Raw genomic sequence first — 22522 nt, 5'->3', positions numbered from 1 at the left:
TTTCACACGTTTGCCACGCAGAACCGTAGTTCAGCTGCCCGAAGACAGGGTGAGCGAGTCGGCCGGAACCGGCCGGCCGAAGTAGTAGCCCTGGAAGGCGTCGCACTGCATGGCGGCCAACGCGTCGCGCTGTTCGACGGTTTCCACCCCTTCGGCAATCACGGTCAGGCCCAAGCTGTGGCCCAGCGCCACCACGGTGCGGGCAATCACGGCATCGCTCGGGTCGGTCAACACGTCCCGCACAAAAGACTGGTCGATTTTGAGCTGCGAGAGTGGCAGCCGCTTGAGGTACGAGAGAGAGGAGTAGCCGGTGCCGAAGTCATCCAGCGAAAAGCTCACGCCCAGCGCCTTGATGTCGAGCATTTTGAGAATGATGCTCTCCACATCGTCCACCAACATGCTTTCGGTGAGCTCCAGCTTGAGTTTGTCGGCGGGCGCTCCGCTGCGCTCCAGGGCCTCGCACACGCTGCGCACAAACTCCGGCTGCGCCAGTTGGGAGGCACTCACGTTCACCGCCAGCGTCCAATGGGCGGTCAGCGGGTTGCGGCGCCATTCCATGAGTTGCTGGCAGGCGGACTCTAAAACCCAGGTCCCCAGCGGCAAAATCATGCCGGTTTCTTCGGCCAGCGGAATAAAGTGCGCCGGCGACACCAGGCCGCGCACCGGGTGGTTCCAGCGGACCAAAGCTTCAGCGCCGGTGCAGCGCCCCTGCTTGTCCATTTGCACCTGGTAGTGCAATACGAACTCATGGCGCTGCAGACCTAGCTTTATTTCTTTGGCCAGCTCCGCGTGGGTGGTGACCTCGGCCTGCATCACCGGGTCGTAAAAGCGGGCTGTGTTGCGGCCTGCGGATTTGGCCTGGTACATGGCGACGTCGGCTTTTTTGAGCAAGTCGTCCATGGTCTCGTGGTCTTCGAGGAACACCACAATCCCGATACTCGGCGTGCTGTTGTAGGTGTGGCCGCGCAAGTTGTAGGGCAGGGCTAGGGCATCGAGAATTTTGTGGGCCACCGCTTCGGCCTGGGTAGCTGCGTCGGTCGTGCTGCCACTGAGCCCTTCGAGCAACACCACAAACTCGTCGCCGCCCAGGCGGGCCACGCTGTCGCCTTCCCGCACGCAATGGCGCAGGCGGTAGGCCACTTGCTGGAGCAGCTCGTCGCCCACATCATGGCCCAGGGTGTCGTTGAGCAGCTTAAAGTGGTCCAGGTCCAGAAACATCAGCGCGCCATGCTGGCCCAGCCGGGCACTGTTCACCATGGCCTGGCGCACCCGGTCCATCAACAGGCGCCGGTTGGGCAAGTTGGTCAGCGGGTCGTAAAACGCGAGCCTGCGGATTTCTTCTTCATCCTGGCGCTGGCGGGTGATGTCGCGCAGCGTCACCACAAAGGTCTGCGGGTCCGTGTGGGGAATGCGCGAGACCGACACGCTGATGGGCCGCACCGCGCCGTTTTGGTGGCGCCCCTGGACCTCGGTGCTGGTGCCCTCAATCGCGTCCACGGTTTCGAGCAGCAGCAGCCGGCCGTCGTCGTCCATGGGCAGGGTGGTCCCCAGCAAACCACTCAGGGTATGCGGGCGCTCTGCGTTGGCGTCGCGCCCCATCATGCGGCAGGCCGCATTGTTGTATGTGTGGATACGGCCGCTGCAGTTCAGGGTTACTAGCCCGTCCACCATGCTGTCGAGAATGGCTTGGCGGTACAACCCGGCTTCTTCGATAGCTTGGCGGTCGAGCTGGATCTGGCGGGCGTTGTGATCATTCTCAATAGCCAGGCTCAACAGGTAGGCGCTGCGACGCGCGGCCTGCAGCTCCGCATCGGTCGGGGTCATGGGGCGGCCGTAGTAGTTGGCAAAGGTACCCAGCACCCGGCCCTTGGTGGAGCGGATCGGCATGGACCAGCAGGCCCGCAAGCCGTGGCCCAGTGCCAGGTCTTTGTAGTCTTCCCACAGCGGGTCGGTCGCAATATCGGACACCAGAATCTCTTGGCCGGTAAACGCCGCCGTGCCGCAAGACCCCACTTGCGGGCCGATGGCTACACCATTGATAGCCTCGCAATAGGCTTGTGGCAAGCTCGGCGCGGCACCATGCTGGAGGTGCAGCCCGGCGTCGTCCAGGAGCAACACAGAGCCCATGACGCCGGGGAAAATGCGCTCGTAGTTCAGGATGAACTCTGCCATCAGGTCCGGCAACGGCACGCTGGAGGCCAGCATTTCCAGCAAACTGCGCTCGGCGGCGTTTTGCTGTTGCAGTTGGCGCTGTTCGGTCACGTCCTGGCTGGAACCCACAATAAAGGCCGCCTGGCCTGCATCATCGAACAAGGGAACCAAGGTGGTGAGAGTGTGGCGAATCTGCCGCTGTCCCATCCCTTGCACACTGTCTTCATGGGTTAAGGCTTCACCCTGTTGAAAGGCTTCCAAGTCCCGGAGGTGAAAAGCTGCCAATTGCTCATCACTGAGCACTTCCCCCAGCGGGGTTCCCGGTGCCCCGCCCAAGGCCGGCAGCATGGTTTGGCGCCACACATGGTTGACATAAATTACTCGCCCCGAGGAATCCTTGATGAACAAGGGCACAGGCACCGCATCCAGCAGTTGGATTAACTGCCCGGTACCCAGCGGAAGCAGGTTTTTGTGATCCATGTAGCGGTGAGCCCTGCGGGGCGTTGAGGTCAGGGGCTCATGGTAGCTGGAATACCTGGACTGCGCGGGCGACCGACGAGGCGCTGTTGTTGAGTCCGTCGGAAGAGGCCGCAGACTCCTCCACCAGCGCGGCGTTTTGCTGGGTCACGGTGTCGAGCTGCGTGACCGCTTCGTTGACCTGAGAAATACCAATGGCTTGCTCCTTGGTGGCGCTGGTGATCATTTGGATCAGGTTGCCAACTTCCTGGACGTTGCCTACCACCGCGTCGATGGTGCGGCCAGCGTTTTTCATCTGGGCTGAGCCCTCGGAAATTTGTTCGGAAGACTGCGCAATGAGTTCGCGGATTTCTTTGGCGGCCGTGGCGCTGCGTTGCGCCAGAGCCCGCACCTCTGAGGCCACCACTGCGAAGCCGCGGCCTTGTTCTCCGGCCCGGGCAGCCTCTACCGCCGCGTTCAGTGCCAGAATGTTGGTCTGGAAGGCGATGCCCTCAATCACGCTGATGATGTCGCGCATCTTGCTCGACGACTGGTCGATTCGGTCCATGACCTTGATGACCTGATGCACCGCATCTCCACCTTCTGCCGCTACTTGTGAACTGCGCGCACTCTGCTCTGCAACCCGGGCGGCAGTTTCCGCAGTTTGCTTCACGGTGCTTGAGAGTTCTTCCATCGAAGCGGCGGTTTCTTCCAGGCTGCTGGCCTGCGACTCAGTGCGCGAGGACAAGTCCATGCTGCCCGAGGCGATTTCAGCGGCAGACCGGCTGAAGGAGTCGATTTCTTCCCGCACATCGCCCACCACAGCCCGCAGGTTGATTTGAATCTGGCGCAGCGCCCGGATCATGTCGCCTAAAGGCGGCGGGTAGGCCCCCGACACATTGGTGGTCAGGTTGCAGCCGGACAGGTCGTTGGCAAAGTCTTCGGCAGCTTTCATCGCTGCAACAAATCGCGTTTGGAACCAGACCATAACGCCTACACCACCGGCGGTGAGTGCTGCCAATTCGGCCCGAAGAAGACCCTGGCCCTCCATTCCCAGTAAACCGGGGAGCATGCCAACAGTCACCATGCCGGCCAAGGCGAGTCCGAGCCGGGCCGTGAGAGATAACCGGCTCAGTGCGCCCGCCCAACCCCTGATGCCGTGGTAACGCACCCGCCCGTTGCGCAGGTAAATGGTGGCCTTGCCGGATTTGTCTTCCTCCCGCATTTGGGCGTACAGAGCCTCGGCGGCCTGTATGTCCTGGCGGCTGGGCTTCACCCGCACCGACATATACCCCTTGGGCTTGCCCCGCTCCAGAATGGGGGTCACATTGGCCTGCACCCAGTAGTGGTCGCCATCTTTGCGGCGGTTCTTAACGAGTGCGGTCCAGGGTAGCCCGTGGCCAATGGTGTTCCACATATCGCGGTACGCGGCGGGGGGCATATCGGGGTGGCGCACCAGGTTGTGGTTCTGGCCGATGAGTTCCTCGTACGTGAAGCCGCTGGTTTCCACAAAAGCGTGGTTGCAGTGGGTAATCACCCCTTTGGTGTCGGTCATGGACACCAGCATTCGGTCAGATGGGTAATCGAACTCCCGCTGTGTCACCGGTAAATTCACGCGCATGGATCATTCCTCCTGGGTATATCGGTTGGCTTTAGCTTTATCTCGACACCAGTTCATTTGGCACCTGTCAGGGGTGCTTAGTCAATGCGGAACTACGCCCGCTTCAGAGACCAATTGATATCGCTTGATGCACATCAATTCTAGGTACCGATTCGCTATAGTTTGCTTACAGCGAATAAGTTGAATATTCAGTGAAAAATCGTTTTTAATGCTTTTGGCATCCGGGGCCAACCGGAAATCAAGCTAGAACAATTCCCTTGTTCTCGGCATTTTTGCTACTTTTTGAATAGCGCTATCCGCCTGATCCTCGGGGGCTAGAGCACCAACCCGCACCCCCAGCAGCCGCAAGCGCTTGTGCAGGGGCGCGCGCTTGAGGCACTGCCCGGCGATACGGCGTATTTCGGTCGCATCGGCCGTGTGCTGCGGGATGGTGATGTCGCGGGTGACGCTCTTGAAGTCGTCATAGCGCAGCTTGATGCCAATGGTTTTACCCACATAGCCCTTGCGCTGCAGGTCGGCGGCCACTTGCTCGCACAGGCGGGTGAACAGGGCGCCCAGCTCGGCCTTGTCGCGCACAGCGTGCAGGTCGCGCTCAAAGGTGGTTTCGCGGCTCATGCTCACCGGCTCGCTCTCGGTTTCCACCGGCCGGTCGTCCTGCCCGTGAGCGGCTGCAAACAGCCAGGCACCGGTGCGGGGGCCGAAGGTATCCATCAGCCACTGCAGCTCCTTGGCGGCGAGCTGGCCGATGGTCTCTATGCCGTGGAGCTTGAGCTTTTCGTCGGCCTTGGGGCCGATGCCGTTGATCTTGCGGCAGGCCAGCGGCCAGATCATGGGCTCCAGATCGCTCTCATGGACGATGGCAATGCCGTTGGGCTTGTGGAACTCGCTGGCCATTTTGGCCAGCAGCTTGTTGGGCGCCACGCCCACCGAGCAGGTGAGGCCGGTGTCGTCAAAAATGGCTTTTTGTATGAGCCTTGCCAGCGTGCGGCCGCCCTGGCGCTGGCCGCCGGGCACGTGGGTGAAGTCGATGTACACCTCGTCCACGCCCCGGTTCTCCATAACCGGCGCTATGTCGGTAATGATGGCCTTGAAGCGCTGCGAGTAGTGCCGGTACTGCGCAAAGTCCACCGGCAACAAAATGGCCTGCGGGCACAACTTGGCCGCTTTCATGAGCCCCATGGCCGAGCCTACGCCGAACTGCCGGGCGGCATACGTGGCGGTGGTGATGACGCCGCGCCCGGTGTAGCCTTCCAGTAGCGGGAAATCGGCGACCGGAATTTTGTGCAGCGGCGTGTCGGAGTGTTGGACCAGGAGCGCGTCGTCCGCGTGGCGCCGCCCGCCGCCAATGACCACCGGCAGCCCCTTGAGCTGCGGGTAGCGCAGCAGCTCCACCGAGGCATAAAACGCATCCATGTCCAGATGCGCGATACGGCGTATCGGCGATGTGACGTTATCTGGAGGGGCGGAGTGGGGTACAGGCATGCGCCGCAGAGGATAGCAAGCAGGCGAGAAGAGGGTGAAATTTGTCCGCGTGTGATGACATCTATTCAGAGTGTCAGGGCGAATAGGGCCACACGGTATGGTTCAAGCGCTGTTGCTGAACTATGATTCGCGCACAGGGAGCATGCAATGCGCTACAACTATAAATAACAGCGCAGCAGACGTCGGTAAAAGGTCCATTGGTGAATTTCAGAGCTGTGAGCCGCCGCCGGGTGTTGGCGGGCAGTGCGCTGGCCGTTTACGGTAGCGCGTTCCCGCTTGCGGCGAATTCCGCCGTGGACCGGTTTGCCCGGTTCCGCGGACAAACGATTGCCTTTTGCATTCCCGACCACCCGCACTACGACGCCATGTTGCGTTTGTTGCCCCAATTCACAGCGGCGACCGGCATCAAGGTCGAGGTGGCCCGCGAAAACATTTTGCGCATGAAAAATGTGCAAATGGCCGAAATGGCCAAACCCCAGAGCGGTTTTGATCTCGTCACCTATATCGTGACCTGGAAGGGCGAGTTCGTAAAAAAAGACCTGATCGCGCCCCTGGCACCCTTTTTCAACGATGCGCGCCTGGCCGACCCGGACTACGACTTTGGTGACCTGGTGCCGCGCTATGTGCAAAACATTGGCTTGGTCGGTGGGCCCAAGGGCTACCTGCCGGGCCCGGGTGCCCGTTTGGTGGGCTTGCCCTACGGCGCAGAAACTTCCGTTTTAGCTTACCGCCGCGATGTGTTTGAAAAACAGGGACTGACGCCTCCGCGCACCTACCACGAGCTGGAGGCGTTGCTGGACCCTTTGCGCAAGAAGACTGGCATGGCGGCACTCACCTCGCGCGGGCAAGCCGGTCACAACTGTGTGCACGCTTGGTTGCTGCACCTCAACGCCTTGGGCGGTCGGGTGTTTGACGACTGGTGGGTGCCGCTTTTTCACAAAGCGCCGGGTGTGCGAGCACTGGAGCTACTCAAGCACATTGCGGACACCGGCCCCCAGGGCGTAACCAACTTCACCTACAACGACATGCTGGCGAGTTTTCTGCAAGGCGAAAGCGCCATGTACCTTGACTCGACGGCAGTATTCGGCGCGGTGCGCAACTCGCCCTTGTCCAAAATTGATGGCAAGGTCAGCTACGTGCTGCACCCCAAGGGCGCTCACTACGCCTCACAATCCGGCGGTCTGGGCCTCGCGATTCCGCGCACTTCAGCCCAAGCGGAGGCTGCGTTTTTGCTCATGCAGTGGCTGACCGCCAAGGAGCAGGACAAGGCGCTGGCCCGATTGGGCGGCGGGCCGGGGCGGGTGTCGACCCTGGAAGACAAGTCGCTGGTGCGCAGCTTCCCCGAGTTCATTACGCTGAAAGAACAGCTGCGCTACGCGGCTCCGGATTGGCGCCCCATCATCCCCCCTTGGGATGAGATCAACACCGGGCCGCTCGGTGCGGCGGTGCACCAGGGCATGACCGGTGCGAAACCGGCCGATGTGGCCTTGGGCGACATCGTGCGGCGGGTCAATGAGATCATGACCACCGCCGGCTACCTTTAAGGCAATCGGCTCCGGTTTAGTAGGTGCTGGGCACGAGAATGCCGCGGTCCACGTTCTGAATGTTGGTGTGGCCGCAAAAAGCCATGGTCACGTCCAGCTCTTTGTGGATGATTTGCAGGGCCTTGGTCACCCCTGCCTCGCCCATGGCGCCCAGGCCATAGACCATGGCCCGGCCGATCATGGTGCCCTTGGCACCCAGGGCCCAGGCCTTGAGCACGTCCTGGCCGCTGCGGATGCCGCCATCCATCCAGACTTCGAGCTTGTCGCCCACCGCTGCCACGATGGGGGGCAGCGCGCTGATGCTGCTGGGTGCGCCGTCGAGCTGGCGGCCGCCGTGGTTGCTGACCACAATGGCATCCGCACCGCTCTGGGCGGCCAACACCGCGTCTTCTACATCTTGAATACCCTTGAGGATGAGCTTGCCGCCCCACTGGTCTTTGACCCATTTCACGTCGTCCCACGACAGGCGGGGGTCGAATTGCTCATTGGTCCAAGCGGCCAGCGACTTCATGTCGCTCACCGACTCCACATGCCCCACCAGATTGCGGAAGGTGTGGCGCCTGGTTCCCAGCATGCCTAAGCACCAGCGCGGCTTGGTGGCCAGGTTGATGATGTTGCCGATGGTGGGGCGGGGTGGGGCGCTCAGGCCGTTTTTCAGGTCTTTATGGCGCTGGCCGATGACTTGCAAATCGAGCGTCAGCACCAGCGCGCTGCAACGGGCGGCCCGCGCGCGCTCAATCATTTTGGACATGGCTCTGCGGTCCCGCATCATGTAGAGCTGAAACCAGAAGGGGGCGCTGGTGTTCTCGGCAATGTCTTCAATCGAGCAAATGCTCATGGTCGACAGCGTGAACGGAATGCCGAACTTTTCGGCCGCCCGCGCCGCGTGGATCTCGCCATCGGCATGCTGCATGCCGGTCAAGCCCACGGGGGCAATGGCCACCGGCATTTTGGCGGCGGTGCCCACCATGGTGGTGGCGGTGCTGCGGTTCTCCATGTTCACCGCAACCCGCTGGCGCAGCTTGATTTTGTGAAAGTCTTGTTCATTGGCACGGTACGTGCCTTCGGTCCAGGAGCCGGAGTCGGCGTAGTCGTAAAACATGCGGGGAACCCGCTTTTCGGCCAGGACGCGCAGGTCTTCAATATTGGTGATCACGGGCATGCAAAGTCTCCTTCATCGTTGCGGCATGGTAGTGCGGCATCCGCTGAATGGTTGTGAAATCAAGCTCGGGCGGTGTGAAATTATTGCGTTGCGGTCGGCTAGACTGCCCCGAGAAAATCAACGAGGGAGATGCAGCATGGTGTTATGGGGTGCAATCTGGGGAGCCATCATCGGGTTTGCCACGTCGCGTTACGACGAGGGCGAGGCCTTGTGGATAGGCGCTGTGTTGGGGGCACTCGCAGGCTACACCCTGCGCCGCAGCATCCGAACGGAAATCCAAAAATCTGCCGGCTTGGCGGTCACTCCCTCGGCGGGCGAGGCACAGCACACCCATCCGCCTGAGCTGCCCACCCAGATCATGCCGGTGGATGCGCCCGTGCAAACCGCCGAAGCGACGCCCGTTCATGCGGAGCAGCCTGTGCCAGCGACCCTGGAGACTGTGGAGATACAAGCCCCCGCTGCCTGGGTGCTGCCCGGCTGGGCCCGCGACGGCGTGGCAGCGGTCAAAGCCTGGCTGCTGGGGGGCAACACCATCGTGCGGGCCGGTGTGTTGGTGCTGTTTGTGGGCTTGGCATTTCTGGCCAAGTTTGCGGCCGACAACGCTTTGTTGCCGCCCGAGCTCCGGCTTGCCGCCGTTGCGGCAGCCGGTATTGCCATGCTGGTGTTCGGCTGGCGACTCAAAGACCGGCAGGCCGGGCAGCAAGCCTATGCACTGACCCTTCAGGGCGCCGGGGTGGCGGTTTTGTATTTGACGGTGTTTGCCGCATTCCGCCTCTACCAGTTGCTGCCCGCGGGTGCTGCGTTCGGCGTGCTGGCGCTGGTGTGTGCCTTGTCGACTGCCATTGCGCTGATGCAAAACGCACTGCCCATGGCCTGGATAGGTTTTGCCGGCGCGTTTGCAGCGCCCTTGTTGGTGTCTACCGGGCAAGGTAGTCATGTGGGCTTGTTTGCTTATTACCTGTTGCTGGGCACCGGCATTGCCGTAGTGGCGTGGCTGCGGGCCTGGCGTGCGCTGAACCTCTTGGGTTTTTTTGCCACCTTCGGCATCGCCACGCTGTGGGGGGCGCTCAAGTATGAGCCTGCGTGGCTGGCCAGCACCGAGCCGTTTCTGGTGGCGTTTTTTGCCCTGTACTTGCTGGCCAGCTTGTTTTACGCCACCCGCCACGGGCTGAAGCCGCAGCAGGCGGTAGACGGCACCTTGATATTCGGCCTGCCCCTGGTGGCCTTCGGTTTGCAAGCGGCGCTGGTGCGCGAGGTGGAATACGCGGCGGCCTTTTCGGCGCTGGCACTGGGCGCGCTGTACCTGGGCTTGGGCTGGTGGGCGCTGCGCCGGGATGCGAGTAATGAGAGCTCTGCTGCGGACGCTGCGCCCGGCGTTGGCCGCTGGCTGGCAGAGTGTTTTCTGGCACTGGGCCTCGGGTTTGCCACGCTGGCGGTGCCTCTTGCGCTGGATGGCCGCTGGACGAGCGCCGTTTGGGCGGTCGAGGGGGCTGCCGTCTTCTGGTTGGGTCGCCGGCAGCAGCGCTGGTTGCCCCGTTTGGCGGGGCTGGTGTTGCAGGGGCTGGCGGCCCTGAGCTACCTTGCCAGCCTGCCCGGAGCAGCGGGTGCGGCCTGGCCGTTGGCCAACCCGGCGTTTATGGGGGCTGCATGGCTGGCCGTCTCGGCACTTGCTATCGCGCATTGGACCCGCAGCAGCCACGACCTGAGCAGCTCCAAGTGGTCCCACATGCTGACCTTGCTGGAGGGCCGCTTATCCCCGATGCTGTTCTGGGTGGGCTTTTTGTGGTGGCAGTTTGCCCTCTTGCATGAGATTGAGCGCGCTGTGCCCGACGCGCAGGGACTCTGGACGCCCGTGCTGCCGCCTATGCTGCAGTCGCAGCTGGAAATGCTGGGCTGGCTGCTGAGCGCCTGGTGGGCGCACCGGTTGGCGTTGCCATCCCGCGCGCAGCCATGGGCCATTGCCGCAACGCCGGCCTGGTTGTCTCTGCCGGTGATGCTGCTGGTCGCTTTTGACGGCCTGGTGTCCCTGGACCATGTGTTCCAGCAAGGCGGCTGGGTGGTCTGGCCGCTGGCCCTGTTATTGCACTTCGTGACTCTGCGGGGCCTCGATGCCGGAGCCCCTCAGCGCTGGTGGAGCCAGGTGCACAGCGGGGGTGTCTGGCTGCTGGTTCTGCTGGGCGGCAACCTGCTGGTGTGGGCGGTGCGCAGCGCCCAACTGCAGGGCACAGCGTGGGCGGCAGTGATCTTTTTGGTCGCCGGTATTGCGGTGCTGCTGCTGGCCAGCCGCGCGGCCTGGTTTGACCCTGAGAGCGCAGCGCGTCAACGCTGGCCGCTGGACCGTTTTGCGGGTGCCTACTTGTGGCGCGCTGCCTGGCCCCTGGCCCTGGGTGTGGCCGCCGGGGGCTTGCTGGTGGCCCTGGCGTCGGACGGGAATGCCCGGCCCCTGCCTTACGTTCCGCTGCTCAACCCGACCGATCTGACCGTGGCCCTCGCTTTGCTGGCGTGCACCTTGTGGCTGCGCCGGGTGCGCGACAGCGAGCTGGCGTTGCCGGCCTGGGTGCACAGCCGCCGCTGGACCTTGGCCTTGGCCGCTTTGGCCTTTGTGGCACTCAACACCGTGTGGCTGCGGGTGGCACACCACTGGGCCGGTGTGCCCTGGGATGCGGGTGTGCTGATGGACTCTTTCCTGGTGCAAGCGGGCTACTCCATATTGTGGACCGTGTTGGCCCTGGGCCTCATGCTGTGGGCCCACCGGCGCTACCAGCGGCAGGTCTGGGTGGTGGGCGCAGGTTTGCTGGCGTTGACGGTTGCCAAGCTGTTCTTGGTGGACTTGGGCAACAGCGGTGGCTCGGAGCGGATCGTGGCGTTTATTGCCGTGGGGGTGTTGATGCTGGTGGTGGGCTACTTTGCCCCCATACCGCCGCCGCCTCTGGATGTGTCGCTGGAGGACCCGGCATGAGCGCCCCACGCCTGCCGCGACCGTGGTTCCGGGCACCCGTCCTGCTGGCGCTGGCCGGTGTGCTGCTGGCGCCCTCGTGGGCTGCGGCGGCCGAGCCGGTGGCCTCGGAGTTCGCCTGGCGGGGTGCGGTGACCCCGGCAGACGGGGCCAGCCTGGTGCGTGTTGCGCTGCCCCCGGATGCCCTCAGTCGCTTGCAGTCTGCCCGGGCGGATGATGTGCGCGTGTTCAACAGTGCCGGCACCGTGGTGCCGTTCGCGGTGTTGGCGGCAGCGGACCTGGTGCAGACCGCACCGCCGGTGCAAACCCGCGCCTACCCCGCGCTGGGGCTGGTCAGCACTGCGCCCCCCCAAGCCGCTTCAGCGGCCGCCCGGGTGGAAGTGCAGGTGGGGCAGGGCGCGGATAGCACCGTGGTCTGGGTCCAGCCCAAGGGCAGCACCCCCACCGCCGCAGCGTCTGCCTGGCCCGCCGTGCTGCTGGACCTGCGTACCGAGAGCCAAACCCTGTCGGCCTTGCAGCTGCAAGGCGAGTGGCCGCGCAACACCCTGGTGCACCTGGAGCTGGCCAGCAGCGACAACCTGCGGGACTGGGTGCCCGTGCCGGTGCGCGGCCCGGTGTTCCGGTTTGAAGGGGCCGATGCGCCCATTCAGACGGCTTTGGAGCTGGCGCAGCCCCAGAGCTTTCGGGGGCGCTACCTGCGCCTGGGTTGGGGCACGCAAACGGGTGTGCGCCTGCGCAGCGTAACGGGGCAGGTGGCCCCGGCCCGGGCTGCCGCAGACCGGGTGCGGGTGGACCTGGGCACCAGCACGCCGGATGGCGCGGTCGGCCACGTCTGGGCGCTGCCCTTTGCCACCCCGGTTCATGCCGTGCACGTGCAGGCCCGGCAAGACAATGCCTTGCTCCCGGTGCGCATGTCCGGCCGTGCCGACCCGGCGCAACCCTGGCGCCTGCTGGCCAGCAGCGTGGTCTACCGCTTGGACTCGGTAGCCGGCGGGCGCAGCAATCCTGCGCAGGAGATTGCGTCCATGTCCCTAGGGCAATTGCGCCTGGAGCCGGGGAGCGGCCTGCCTTTGCCGGCCGCCGAGTTGCAGGTGAGTGTGGAGCTGGCGCCGGTGCAGCTGGCGTTTGTGGCCTCGGGTTCCGGCCCGTTTGTGGTGGCGGCCGGCCGGTCGGGAACCGCTCCGGTGGCGGTGGACGCGGCCACGCTGGCCAGCGCATCTGCCACGCCGCTGCAAGCCTTGCCGCTGACGGCAGTGCGCCAATTGCGGGCCGATTTGCCCGGCGCTCCCCAGCTCTGGGCCGCCTCCTTGTTGCCGGCTGGTGTTTCCTTGCGCAGCGCCATGCTGTGGGCGGTGTTGCTGCTGGGGGTTGGCGCTCTGGCGGGCGTGGCCTATGCCCTGTTGCGACAACTCAACGCCGGGGCGCCGGACTCGCAGAAGCCTTGACCCCGGCGCCCCGCACCTCCAGGCGCACTTCGTCAAGCAACTGACCCCGTGCGTCGGTGATATGGATGCGGTGCCGCCCGGGCCAGGGCAGCCAAAGCGCAGTGTTACCCCGTGCAAAGGGTTTGCCGTCGATCCACCAGCGCAAGTTGCTGCCCTCGGCCTCTAGGCTCAGGCGCTGGGCCTGGGGCGGAATGTCGGGGTCCAGCGCCAGAATGGTGCCGTTGGTCGGCGCGGTAATGCGGGCCGTGCCGGAGGGGCTGCTGCCACTGGTTTTGGCATCAAATCGGCCTCTAGCCCTTGTGGGTTTTGCGCGGATAGCTCCTTTTTCCATAGCAAAGTTGGCCTGCTCGGTGCCGCTGATGAACCAATCGCTGCGCGGCGCTTCGCCCTCTACAGTCACCGTTTTTTGCAGCAGACCTGCCGGGGCCTGGGGCGCGCGGCTGCTTCGCTGGCGGTGGAGCTGGTTCATGACCGCGGCCCACACCGGGGCAGCGCCGGTGGTGCCGCTCACATCCCACATAGGCGCGCCGCTGGCGTTGCCCACCCACACGCCCACGGTGTAGTGCCGGCTGTAGCCCACAGCCCAGTTGTCGCGCATGTCTTTGCTGGTGCCGGTTTTGACTGCCGCCCAGAAGCGGGTGGCCAGCACGCTGTCGGTGCCGAAGGTGCGGGCACGCGCCATGGGGTCGCTGAGGATGTCGCCCACGATGAAGGCGGCCCGTGCATCCAGCGCCGGGCTGAAGGGCGGAGGCGTGCGGCCCACGGTGAGGCGGGTGGGGCTGGCGCGGCCGCCGTTGGCCAGGGTGCGAAAGCTGTTGGTCAGGTTGAGCAGCGTGGTCTCGGCACTGCCCAGGGCCAGGCTGTAGCCATAAAAGTTGCCACTCTCTGGGAGCGGCATGCCGACGCGGGCCAGCTGTTTCTGAAAAGCGTCGGGCGACACCATGACCAGCGTGCGCACTGCCGGCACGTTCAGCGAGGCGCCCAGTGCGGTGCGGGCCGACACCCAACCCTTGAACTGGCGGTCGTAGTTCTGCGGGATGTAGAGGCCGCCGGTGGTCTGGATCTGGGTGGAAGAGTCTTCGAGCAGAGACGCGGCAGTGATGCGCCGCTCGGAGAGCGCCTGCCCGTACAAAAACGGCTTGAGCGTGGAGCCGGGCTGGCGCAGCGAGGTCACAAAGTCCACCTCAGGCGCGGCGCTCAAGGGGCCGCTGCTGTTGACCCAGGCCAGTACCTCACCACTGGCGTTGTCCAGCACCAGCAAGGCGGCGTCTTCGACATGCCGGCCGCTCAACTCACGCAGCTGGGTTTGCAGGGCCTGTTGCGCAAAGCGTTGCAGGGGCGCACTCAAGGAGCTGCGGATGGTGGCGGGCGCGGAGTGAGGGGCCGTGTTTTCGGCCTCGCGGGTGCGGGCCAGCTGGCGGGCTACATGCGGGGCCATGCCCTCGCTGGCGGCAAAGTCGCGGCGCCTCAGCGCCGATGCAGCCAACATCTCCATGGCTTCGCAACCGGTGCTGGCGCCCGGGGCTGCCTGGGCACGTGTGGGCTCCAAGGTGTTGAACACACTGCAAGCGCGCTGGGCTACCTGCGCCTCTTTGGCGTTGGGCGCGCGGATCAGGGCGGCAGCCAGCGCGGCCTCGCGGTTATCCAGACCATGCGCCGCCTTGCCAAACAGGGTGCGGCTGAGTGCATCAATACCCACCAGCTCGCCCCGGAAGGGCACCAGGTTGAGGTAGGCCTCCAGAATCTGGTCTTTGCGCCAGCTGCGTTCCAGGCTTTGGGCGGCCACGGTTTGGCCCAGCTTTTGCACCACGCTGCGGCCGGAGTTGCTGCGCTTCAGGTCCTCGTCCAGCAAGCCGGCGAGTTGCATGGTCAGGGTGGAGGCGCCCCGGGTTTTTGTGTTCCACAGGTTGGCCCAGGCCGCGGCCGATACGGCTCGCCAGTCCACCCCGCTGTGCTCGTAAAAGCGCTTGTCCTCGCTCAGCACCAGCGCCGTGCGCAGGGCGGGCGATACATCGGCCAGCGCCACCCACTGGCCGCGGCGCACGGTGGCATCGGTACGCAGGCGGTGCAGCACTTCGCCTTGGCGGTCCAGCAGCAGGGTATCGGAGGGGCGGAAATCAGCCTTTACTTGGCTAAAAGTGCTTGCAGCCCATGTGGGGTGTGCGCAAGCAGCTATCAAAAGCGTAGCAATCAGGCGCTTCAACTCGGCTTCCTGTTCCGCTTCACCGGCGGCAACGCCTTCAACGCTTTCGCCACCCGCTCAAAGTCCGCATCGACCGCGCGCGGCAGTGCGTCTTGTTGTTGCCGGTAGCGGGCGTATTCCAGCTCGGCTTTGGCTTTTGCGCTGGGGGCAGAGATTTGGCCTGCGTGGTCCAGTAACTCACGGCCCGAGATTTTCAAAAAGTCGTCGAGCTTGGTGATCCAGTCTTGCATGCGCATGGGTTTGCGGTCCAGGGCTTGCAGTTCGGCGTATTCGATGTAGAGGTTGACGATACGGTTAAGCACCTGCAGCTCGTCGGCAGACAGGTAGTTTTTGGCGACCGAGACATCTTCTTTGCGCACCATGCCGCCGGGACGGGTGGTTTGCAGGCCCATTTGTGGCTGGCCGGCGTTGGCCCGCTGGTGGATGATTTCGGCCGCGGTGTGGCCGTGGGTGGCCCAGTGCATTTTGTTTTGCACTGTGGCAAAGAACTGCTGGGCCAGCGCGGTATCGGGGGCGTAGTCCACGCTGGTGGCGTAGATGTCGAGCACCTTTTGGTAAAAGCGCCGCTCCGAGCTGCGGATGTCGCGGATGCGGGCGAGCAGCTCGTCAAAGTAATCGATGTGGCCGGGGCCGGGCGGGTTTTTGAGCCGCTCGTCGTCCATGGCAAAGCCTTTAACCAGGTAGTCGCTCAAGCGGGCGGTGGCCCACTGGCGGAACTGGGTGCCACGGTGGCCACGCACGCGGTAGCCCACGGACAGAATCATCGGTAAGTTGTAGAGCTGGGTTTTGCGCTGAATCCGGCGCGTGCCCTCGGTTTGAACTGTCAAGGATTCCTTGACAGTTGCTTCAGGCTCCAGCTCCAGCTCGTTCAAGATGTTTTTAATGTGCAGGCTGACGTTTTGTTTGCTGGTGGCAAACAGCTCCGCAATCTCCAGCTGCGACAGCCACACGCTGCCATCAAGCACCCGCAGTTGCACGCGGGTCAGCCCGTCTTCCGTTTGATAGAGGATCACATCACTCATGCGAATTTCCTTTTCACCACCTATGTAGCCTTGGTGACCTTGGGCACAGAGTGCCACGGTTGGTCTGCGTAAACTGTGTTGATCTGCAACCCACCCACCTTTGCCCGTATGTCTAACGCCGCACCCTTGTTCCAGCCCTTCACCTTCAAAGGCTTGAAGCTCGCCAACCGCATTGTCATGGCACCCATGACGCGCTCGTTTTCGCCCGGTGGCGTGCCCACCCCGGCCGTGACCGAGTATTACCGCAAGCGTGCGGCGGCTGCGGTGGGGCTGATTGTTTCTGAAGGCACGGTGGTGCAGCGCCCCTCGGCGTCCAATGACCCCGATGTGCCTCACTTCTGGGGCGATGCCGCTTTGGGCGCTTGGCAAGATGTCATCAACTCCGTGCACCAGGCCGGTGGCGTGATGGCGCCGCAGCTCTGGCACGTGGGCGCCGCGCGCAACCCGCGCACCACCTGGACAGCCCCACCACCCGTGGATTCGCCCTCTGGCCTGTCCCGCCCCGGCAAAGCCTTTGGCGAACCCATGACGGACGAGGCCATTGCCGACACCATTGCCGCCTTCGCCAAGGCCGCCGGTGCGGCCAAGCGCCTGGGGTTTGACACTATTGAGCTGCACGGTGCCCACGGCTATTTGATCGACCAGTTTTTCTGGGAAGGCACCAACGCGCGCACCGACAAATACGGCGGCGACCTGGTCGCCCGTGGCCGCTTTGCCGCCGAGATTTTGAAAGCCGTGCGCGCCGAGGTGGGACCGGACTACCCGGTGATCATCCGCCTCTCGCAATGGAAACAGCAGGACTACGCCGCCCGCATTGCCCAGACGCCCGACGAGATGGCCGCATGGCTGCAGCCATTGGCGGACGCGGGCGCGGACATCTTCCACTGCTCGCAACGCCGTTTCTGGGAGCCGGAGTTTGAAGGGACTGATCTGAACTTTGCCGGTTGGGCCAAAAAGCTCACCGGTCGCCCCACCATCACCGTCGGCTCGGTGGGGCTGAGTGGCGAGTTCATCGCCTCGTTCGGGGGGGAGAGTTCTCAACCCGCGTCGCTGGACGAGTTGATGCGCCGCTTTGATCGGGGCGACTTTGACTTGGTGGCCGTGGGCCGTGCACTCATCAGCGACCCGGATTGGGCCCTGAAAGTGCGCGATGGCCGCGAGGCGGAGCTATCGAGCTTCTCGCCGGCAGCGCTCGGCACGCTGGTTTGAGCCCTTCCACCACAGCAACGCCAGCGTTCAGGAGACACCCTATGCAAACCACACACCGCCGCAAACAAGTCTGTATTTTGGGAAGCGCAGAGCCCGGCTCGGCTGCCTATGACTTGGCTGGGCAAGCCGGTGAATTGCTGGCGCGCTTGGGTGTCACCGTCGTGAGCGGTTGCGGCAGCCCGGCTACCCGTGTGGCGGCAGAGCGCGCCGTGGCGGCTGGTGGTGTGGTGCTGAGCATCATTCCCGAGGGGGAAATGCCGCCTCCCGATTGGCCTGCCACCGTAGTCGTGCCCTCCGGGGTAGGAGATGCGCGCAATTTGTTGATGGCCTTGGCGGGTGATGCCTGCCTGGTTATTGGCGGGCGGGCCGGTACGATTTCTGAAGTGTGCCTGGCCTGGCTGCACAAGCGGCCTTTGCTACCTTTGACAGGTTGCGGCGGCTGGTCCGATCAGCTGGAACAGAACCCGCCGGATGAGCGTAAAAACTCACCTATCCTGCCTTGGAGCTCGGTGGCCGAGCTGGAAGCGCGCTTGAAAGATTTGGGACTGGCTTAACGCTAAGGCCTTCTTCAGAGCAGGTACAGCGCTGCCAAGCCCAAAACGGCGGGCACGGTCTGGATGTACAGAATGCGTTTCATCACCGTGACCGCACCCCACACGCCCGCCACGGCCACACAAGCAAGGCCAAACGTGGCAAACGCCTTGGCAATGGCCAGGTCGGGGTAGACCAAGCCCAGCAGCAGGGCTGCGGCCAAAAACCCGTTGTAGCAACCCTGGTTGGACATGGCCGCCTTGCGCGACTCCACCTCAGAAGGCGGAATGCCAAACACCTTCACGCCCCGGCTCTTGTAGAGCACGGTTTCCAGCAGAAAGATGTACACGTGGATCAGGCAGACCAGTGCGATGAGGATTTGGGCGACGATAGGCATGGGAACTTTCCGTTTGATAAAGTAGTTCGGAGAATACATAATCATGTTATGTTTGTAAAGCGAGTCCTTGTCGCACACGTTACCTATGACTGAAACCTTCACCAAACGCGATGGCCGCAAAGAGAACGCCAGTGCCACCCAGGCCGCGCTGCAAATGGCCGCGCTGCGTTGGTTCAGCGAACAGGGCTTTGAGAAAGCACCGGTCGGCAGCATCTGCGCCGACGCCGGCGTGACCGTGGGCGCGCTGTACCACCACTACGGTGACAAAAAAAGCCTGTTTGCCGCTGTGGTGGAGCAGGTGGACGCGCAGTTGGTGCAAGCAGCCATAGCAGCAAGCCTATCCGTGATCGCGAATGGTGGCGATGCGTGGGAAGCCTTCTTGGCCTCCATCGACACCGTGCTGCAAGCGGGCACCAACGCACCCATGCGCCGCCTGATGCTGGTGGACGCGCCTGCGGTGCTGGGCGCGCAGGTGTGGGGCGACATTCGCCAACGGCAGGGCCTGGGCGCCATGCGCGGAAGCATTGCCGCCATTCAGGCACACGGCATTTTTCAGGGGCACGATGCAGAGCGCTTGGCGCGCATTGTGTTGGGCGCGCTCTATGGCGGGATGGATTCATTGCCTGACGATGAAGCGGGTGTGCAAGACGCGCTGGCCGACACCCGGGAATGCCTGGTAGCCATGCTGGAAGGTCTGAGAAGCAAGGATGTTCAATGACAGTTCAAACCACACTTCAACTCGGCGCGGAGACCAGCACGGTGCTGTGCGTGGAAGACGGCCACATCGTTTTGCAGCAAGAGTTGCAACTGGGCACCGCATCTCTGGCCCGCCAATGGATGCGGCACACACCGCCCACCCCGCTGGACATTGAACATGCCATCGAGCAGACCGAAGACGTGGTGATGCCGCTCGCTGCCAAGCTGATGCGCGCAGATCAATTGCAGTTGCGCGGGCCGGGCGCTGCGTTGATTCTGCAAGCCGTGGGCGCTGAAGCGGATGCAGTGGTGCGGTGGAATCTGGACGAGGTGGAAGACATCTTCAACCGCATCGCCATGGTGAGCCAAGGGCGGCCCAGCGGGCAGGAGGCTTTGCCTACGGAGCCGGAGTTTTATGCGGCGATGGTGATCGTGCGGGAGTGTTTGCACCACCTGAGGTTTACTGAGGTGTTCGCACTCTCTTAGAAGCTGTTAACGAGGAGTGGCAGGATTTCCGCTTCAGGCTGGTAGCGGTCAATGGATACGCTCAGATACAGCCATCCTGCCTGATGCGAGATTAGAACTGGCTGCGAATGCCTATTGCGCTCCAAAACTGTTAGCTGCATTGCCTATGTACTAACGTCAAGGTATTCGGCATTCGAGCAACTCCGACTACTTTGGTGTCAGCGCGCGAACGACAAAGGCCAAATCGGCATCTTCATACTCCGAGAATCGAGGCCTGCTTGTTAGCGACGGACGCCAAGGTCCAATATCCATAGATGCATAGCCACAGCTAAGGTACTCGTAATCTTGATCGCCCCCGAAAAAACGGAGGTATCGACCAACAAGCCCTCCACCAATAATGAGATCTTTTGCAGTAGCAATAACTGTCGCTGATGGACCTTCCTGAACTTGGATCTCTGCCTCAAAGATTGGTGGGGACCACCAGTAACTCACTGGTTTCAATGGAAGCATGTGAACTTCTACTCTGGAGTTTGTTTCAGGAACTTTCTGACAGTGTTTTACCTCGATTATTTTCGGGCTTTCAGACCTTGTTACTCCTGCGCAAATTGACCCGTACTGGGATTTAACAAACTGAAAATCACCAGTTTCAATTGCGCGATCCCAACTTTTTCCTCCATACGATGTGGCTGTTTTATCCACGTATGAAGTGAAGCCACTGGGCTTAGTGTTTAGCGATTGGAAGAATGCTGGTGAGGGCAGATCATGACAAGCCCGTTCAAATGCTACTTTGGACGCTATCGCCCAAGCTACTACAGCGCACAGCATGAGCCCAGGAAAAAGGAAGCGTAAACCAATGGGCTTTACCTTTTCATCAAAGACTCTCCCAATGCGACTTGCGGCATAAAACGGAATTGCAGAGACCGCAAGGAACAACACAAGAAAAATGAGACTGAACACACCATAAATCATATTTTTTGTCCTTGGGTTTGCGAAAAGTAGAACAACCTAAAACGCCGCTTAGCTTAGCGACTAACAGGCCTTGTATTCGGCAGGCCTACAGACCTTCATGGCGGAGATTCTGACGCTTTCCACCAAACCTACCGAGCGATTCAGCTGCGATTGAATCCCTGTTCCTAACTGCAACTTCACGCTACTGATTTCACGATTTTTACGCATCAAAACCAGCTTGAACATCACCCAATCGGGTGTTTTTTGAATGTCTTCTTCCGCTGCATTGCTGAAGTAGCTTGTTCCTTGCCAAGGTTCGGCCGCATCACTTTGCCACCACCACTTTCACCAGCACATTCGGCGTCTCCCCAAACATCTCCGGCGCATACATCGCCTCCACGCGTGAGGGTGGCAACGAGAACTCGCCCACGTTGTTCAGGCGGATGGTGTATTCCATCTTCACCACGCCTTTGGGCAGGTACTCGTAGTAGCTGCGGAAGGATTCGAAACTGCGTTCCTCAAATGCCGGCCAACCGTCGCCCTCGCGCCTCTCCCCTTGTGTGGCGATCTCAGAATCACGGCCTAAACCACTACCAAGAATGGTGGCACCGCCGGGCACGGGGTCGGTGATGGCGACCCAGGTCATGTCGGCGCTGGCGTTGACCTCGATGCTGATGCGCAGCACATCACCCCGTGTGTAGCTGCCGGCCGGCAGGCTCTTGTTGGCCTGCTCCACTGGGGTGATGGTTTTCTTGATTTGGTAGCCCGCAAAGAACGGTGCCTTTAGTTGTACGGCAGCCACCGACTGCAACGTGAGCCAGGGTTTGCCTGCGCCCTGGTGGGTTACGTTCAGGGTGTCTTTGGCGGCTGTTGTGCTCCAGGGCAGGAACATGGTGTTGTTCTTCAGGTTGCCCGGTGCGGCAGGTGCGCCGAAGTACGTGGTCTGGTGCGCAGCGCCGGATGCATCGGTGGTCTTGAAGCGCTCCACCTTGCTCCAGTCCACTGCCGCAGAGCCCGTGCTCATCGAAGCCTTGGTGGTGCCTGCCACCGGTACCGCTTCAAACTTGGCGCTGAATTTCTCCAAGGCCAAGCCGCCCCACAAGTTGGCGGTGGTGGTGTGCCAGGCGCCGTTTTGCTGGCGGCTGATGAAGCCGTTGGCCAGACGGCCCATGTCGTCTTTCCAAGCTGGGTCGTCCAGCACACTCAAGATCAGGCGTGCGGTGTTTACATCGCCGTTTTGCATCAGCCACCACCAATAATCGTCTTTTTCACTGCTGAAGATCATCTTGGTGCCTTGGTAGCTGATGCGGCTGCGCAGGATCTGGTTGGCCTCAGCCATGCGCTTTTCGCGCTCGGGTACATCGGTCACGCGCTTCAAGATGTTGAGCCAGTCAATCACTGCATGCGTAGGCCACTGGTTGGGTGCGATAGTGATGCTGTTGACCATGCGGCCCTGCGCCTTGCCGTAGCGCGACAGCGCTTCGATGGCGGCCAGCTTGCGCATGTCCAGGTCTTTTCGGGGGCTCCAGAACTCGCGCTGGATGCGGCCCTCCACGAAAGCGATCAGTCCGCGCTCCATGGGCGCGCGAATCTCGTCGCTCAGTGCGAACGCGGGGTTGATGGTGGAAGCCTCGTGCGTGGCGGCCAGCAGGTAGGCGGTCAGCGTGTCACTGCCGCGATTGGCCTCCCCATCGCGCGGCGGGAAGTAGTTGGCCAAGCCTTCGCTGTCCAGGTAGCTCGGTATTTGCGCGGCCACGCTTTGCCACAGCTTGCCATCGCGCAGGCCCACGCTCTTGCTGGTCTTTTGCTCCAGGCATGCAAAGGGGTAGAGGGCAAACCAGTCCTTCACGCCCGGCAGTCCTTCGGCCAGCTTGGGTTGCAGCGCCATCTTCAGGCCACCACGGCCGGGCAGGGCATCGGCAGGCGCATTCACGTCCATGGTGAGCGGACCGTCAATCTGTACCAGCGTGGCCTGCTGCACCGTGAGCGGCACGGCGGGGATGATGCGTTGGCGGGCCTTCAGCGCGTCTTTGGCGCCGCTGATGGTGTCCTTGGCCTCAATCTCCCACAGGATGGCCTCGTTGCGGCTCAAGGCGAGCTGTGCGGGGGCAGTCACATTCCATGCAACCTCACGGGCATCTCCCGCAGGTATATCAATGGTTTGTTGCTCTAAATTTAATAGCGTGGCCCGCGGAGTCACCAGCACCTTCATGGCCTGCTTGGTGGTGTTGCGC

The 22522-nt window shown here is 62.6% G+C and carries 15 protein-coding genes and 1 pseudogene; 7 read left to right on the top strand and 9 right to left on the bottom strand.

From position 1 onward, the window contains the following. Positions 1 to 30 precede the first annotated feature (30 nt). The 3 genes from QZW03_RS05585 to dinB all read right to left on the bottom strand — a co-directional run bounded on the left by QZW03_RS05585 (position 31) and on the right by dinB (position 5710). Complete coding sequence (locus QZW03_RS05585) at positions 31 to 2631, bottom strand: EAL domain-containing protein (protein WP_296508994.1); 2601 nt, start codon at positions 2629 to 2631, stop codon at positions 31 to 33. 37 nt (positions 2632 to 2668) lie between these two features. Continuing rightward, the gene (locus tag QZW03_RS05580) at positions 2669 to 4228 is read right to left on the bottom strand and encodes a PAS domain-containing methyl-accepting chemotaxis protein (protein WP_296508993.1); all 1560 of its coding nucleotides are present in this window, start codon (positions 4226 to 4228) and stop codon (positions 2669 to 2671) included. A 243-nt stretch (positions 4229 to 4471) separates the two neighbouring features. Beyond that, on the bottom strand, positions 4472 to 5710 hold the full coding sequence (gene dinB / locus QZW03_RS05575) for a DNA polymerase IV (protein WP_296508992.1): 1239 nt from the start codon (positions 5708 to 5710) through the stop codon (positions 4472 to 4474). Between the two features lie 200 nt (positions 5711 to 5910). On the opposite strand from dinB, the gene QZW03_RS05570 reads away from it, so the two are divergent. Beyond that, a complete protein-coding gene (locus QZW03_RS05570; protein ID WP_296508991.1) occupies positions 5911 to 7254 on the top strand; it encodes an extracellular solute-binding protein in 1344 nt (447 codons plus the stop codon). Positions 7255 to 7270: 16 nt separating this feature from the next. Here the strand turns inward: QZW03_RS05570 and QZW03_RS05565 are convergent, their stop codons facing one another. Beyond that, positions 7271 to 8416, bottom strand: a complete 1146-nt coding sequence (locus QZW03_RS05565) for an alpha-hydroxy acid oxidase (protein ID WP_296508990.1) — start codon at positions 8414 to 8416, stop codon at positions 7271 to 7273. A 136-nt stretch (positions 8417 to 8552) separates the two neighbouring features. Between QZW03_RS05565 and QZW03_RS05560 the strand changes: the two genes are divergently transcribed. Both QZW03_RS05560 and QZW03_RS05555 read left to right on the top strand, forming a co-directional pair. Further along, positions 8553 to 11375 carry a DUF2339 domain-containing protein gene (locus QZW03_RS05560; protein WP_296508989.1) on the top strand — a complete coding sequence of 941 codons (2823 nt, stop codon included), beginning with the start codon at positions 8553 to 8555 and terminating at the stop codon, positions 11373 to 11375. Continuing rightward, entirely contained in the window at positions 11372 to 12817 is a 1446-nt protein-coding gene (locus QZW03_RS05555) for a DUF3999 family protein (protein WP_296508988.1), read from the top strand. The genes QZW03_RS05560 and QZW03_RS05555 overlap by 4 nt, the downstream gene beginning before the upstream one ends. Here QZW03_RS05555 and pbpC read toward each other — a convergent pair. After that, a complete protein-coding gene (gene pbpC / locus QZW03_RS05550) occupies positions 12783 to 15020 on the bottom strand; it encodes a penicillin-binding protein 1C (RefSeq protein ID WP_296508987.1) in 2238 nt (745 codons plus the stop codon). The two genes, QZW03_RS05555 and pbpC, sit on opposite strands and share 35 nt — an antisense overlap. After that, a complete protein-coding gene (locus QZW03_RS05545; RefSeq protein WP_296508986.1) occupies positions 15017 to 16042 on the bottom strand; it encodes a virulence RhuM family protein in 1026 nt (341 codons plus the stop codon). Before QZW03_RS05545 ends, pbpC begins: the two co-directional genes overlap by 4 nt. A gap of 108 nt (positions 16043 to 16150) precedes the next feature. Between QZW03_RS05545 and QZW03_RS05540 the strand changes: the two genes are divergently transcribed. Next, entirely contained in the window at positions 16151 to 17251 is a 1101-nt protein-coding gene (locus QZW03_RS05540) for an NADH:flavin oxidoreductase (RefSeq protein WP_296508985.1), read from the top strand. A gap of 41 nt (positions 17252 to 17292) precedes the next feature. After that, positions 17293 to 17805 (top strand): Rossmann fold nucleotide-binding protein, encoded by a 513-nt coding sequence (locus tag QZW03_RS05535; RefSeq protein WP_296508984.1) that lies wholly within the window; start codon positions 17293 to 17295, stop codon positions 17803 to 17805. A 14-nt stretch (positions 17806 to 17819) separates the two neighbouring features. Here the strand turns inward: QZW03_RS05535 and QZW03_RS05530 are convergent, their stop codons facing one another. Then, positions 17820 to 18179 (bottom strand): DUF1304 domain-containing protein, encoded by a 360-nt coding sequence (locus QZW03_RS05530; RefSeq protein WP_296508983.1) that lies wholly within the window; start codon positions 18177 to 18179, stop codon positions 17820 to 17822. An 85-nt stretch (positions 18180 to 18264) separates the two neighbouring features. Between QZW03_RS05530 and QZW03_RS05525 the strand changes: the two genes are divergently transcribed. Beyond that, positions 18265 to 18897, top strand: a complete 633-nt coding sequence (locus QZW03_RS05525) for a TetR/AcrR family transcriptional regulator (RefSeq protein ID WP_296508982.1) — start codon at positions 18265 to 18267, stop codon at positions 18895 to 18897. Next, a complete protein-coding gene (locus tag QZW03_RS05520; protein WP_296508981.1) occupies positions 18894 to 19361 on the top strand; it encodes a hypothetical protein in 468 nt (155 codons plus the stop codon). Before QZW03_RS05525 ends, QZW03_RS05520 begins: the two co-directional genes overlap by 4 nt. 186 nt (positions 19362 to 19547) lie before the next feature. Here the strand turns inward: QZW03_RS05520 and QZW03_RS05515 are convergent, their stop codons facing one another. Beyond that, a complete protein-coding gene (locus tag QZW03_RS05515) occupies positions 19548 to 20309 on the bottom strand; it encodes a hypothetical protein (RefSeq protein WP_296508980.1) in 762 nt (253 codons plus the stop codon). A 304-nt stretch (positions 20310 to 20613) separates the two neighbouring features. Then, positions 20614 to 22522 (bottom strand): annotated as a pseudogene (locus QZW03_RS05510) (alpha-2-macroglobulin); the annotation flags it as partial.

Origin of the sequence: Rhodoferax sp., from assembly GCF_013297935.1 — a bacterium.
In the GTDB taxonomy this organism is placed as follows: Bacteria; Pseudomonadota; Gammaproteobacteria; order Burkholderiales; family Burkholderiaceae_C; genus Allorhodoferax.
Note: the sequence above shows the minus strand (reverse complement) of the source record. Positions and strands in the feature narration are given on the sequence as shown.

Excerpts from the sequence above, each read along its gene's own strand:
- QZW03_RS05585 (WP_296508994.1), bottom strand. The coding sequence starts at position 2,631 with ATGGATCACAAAAACCTGCTTCCGCTGGGTACCGGGCAGTTAATCCAA.
- QZW03_RS05580 (WP_296508993.1), bottom strand. The coding sequence starts at position 4,228 with ATGCGCGTGAATTTACCGGTGACACAGCGGGAGTTCGATTACCCATCT.
- dinB (WP_296508992.1), bottom strand. The coding sequence starts at position 5,710 with ATGCCTGTACCCCACTCCGCCCCTCCAGATAACGTCACATCGCCGATA.
- QZW03_RS05565 (WP_296508990.1), bottom strand. The coding sequence starts at position 8,416 with ATGCCCGTGATCACCAATATTGAAGACCTGCGCGTCCTGGCCGAAAAG.
- QZW03_RS05560 (WP_296508989.1), top strand. The coding sequence starts at position 8,553 with ATGGTGTTATGGGGTGCAATCTGGGGAGCCATCATCGGGTTTGCCACG.
- QZW03_RS05555 (WP_296508988.1), top strand. The coding sequence starts at position 11,372 with ATGAGCGCCCCACGCCTGCCGCGACCGTGGTTCCGGGCACCCGTCCTG.
- QZW03_RS05545 (WP_296508986.1), bottom strand. The coding sequence starts at position 16,042 with ATGAGTGATGTGATCCTCTATCAAACGGAAGACGGGCTGACCCGCGTG.
- QZW03_RS05540 (WP_296508985.1), top strand. The coding sequence starts at position 16,151 with ATGTCTAACGCCGCACCCTTGTTCCAGCCCTTCACCTTCAAAGGCTTG.
- QZW03_RS05535 (WP_296508984.1), top strand. The coding sequence starts at position 17,293 with ATGCAAACCACACACCGCCGCAAACAAGTCTGTATTTTGGGAAGCGCA.
- QZW03_RS05530 (WP_296508983.1), bottom strand. The coding sequence starts at position 18,179 with ATGCCTATCGTCGCCCAAATCCTCATCGCACTGGTCTGCCTGATCCAC.
- QZW03_RS05525 (WP_296508982.1), top strand. The coding sequence starts at position 18,265 with ATGACTGAAACCTTCACCAAACGCGATGGCCGCAAAGAGAACGCCAGT.
- QZW03_RS05520 (WP_296508981.1), top strand. The coding sequence starts at position 18,894 with ATGACAGTTCAAACCACACTTCAACTCGGCGCGGAGACCAGCACGGTG.
- QZW03_RS05515 (WP_296508980.1), bottom strand. The coding sequence starts at position 20,309 with ATGATTTATGGTGTGTTCAGTCTCATTTTTCTTGTGTTGTTCCTTGCG.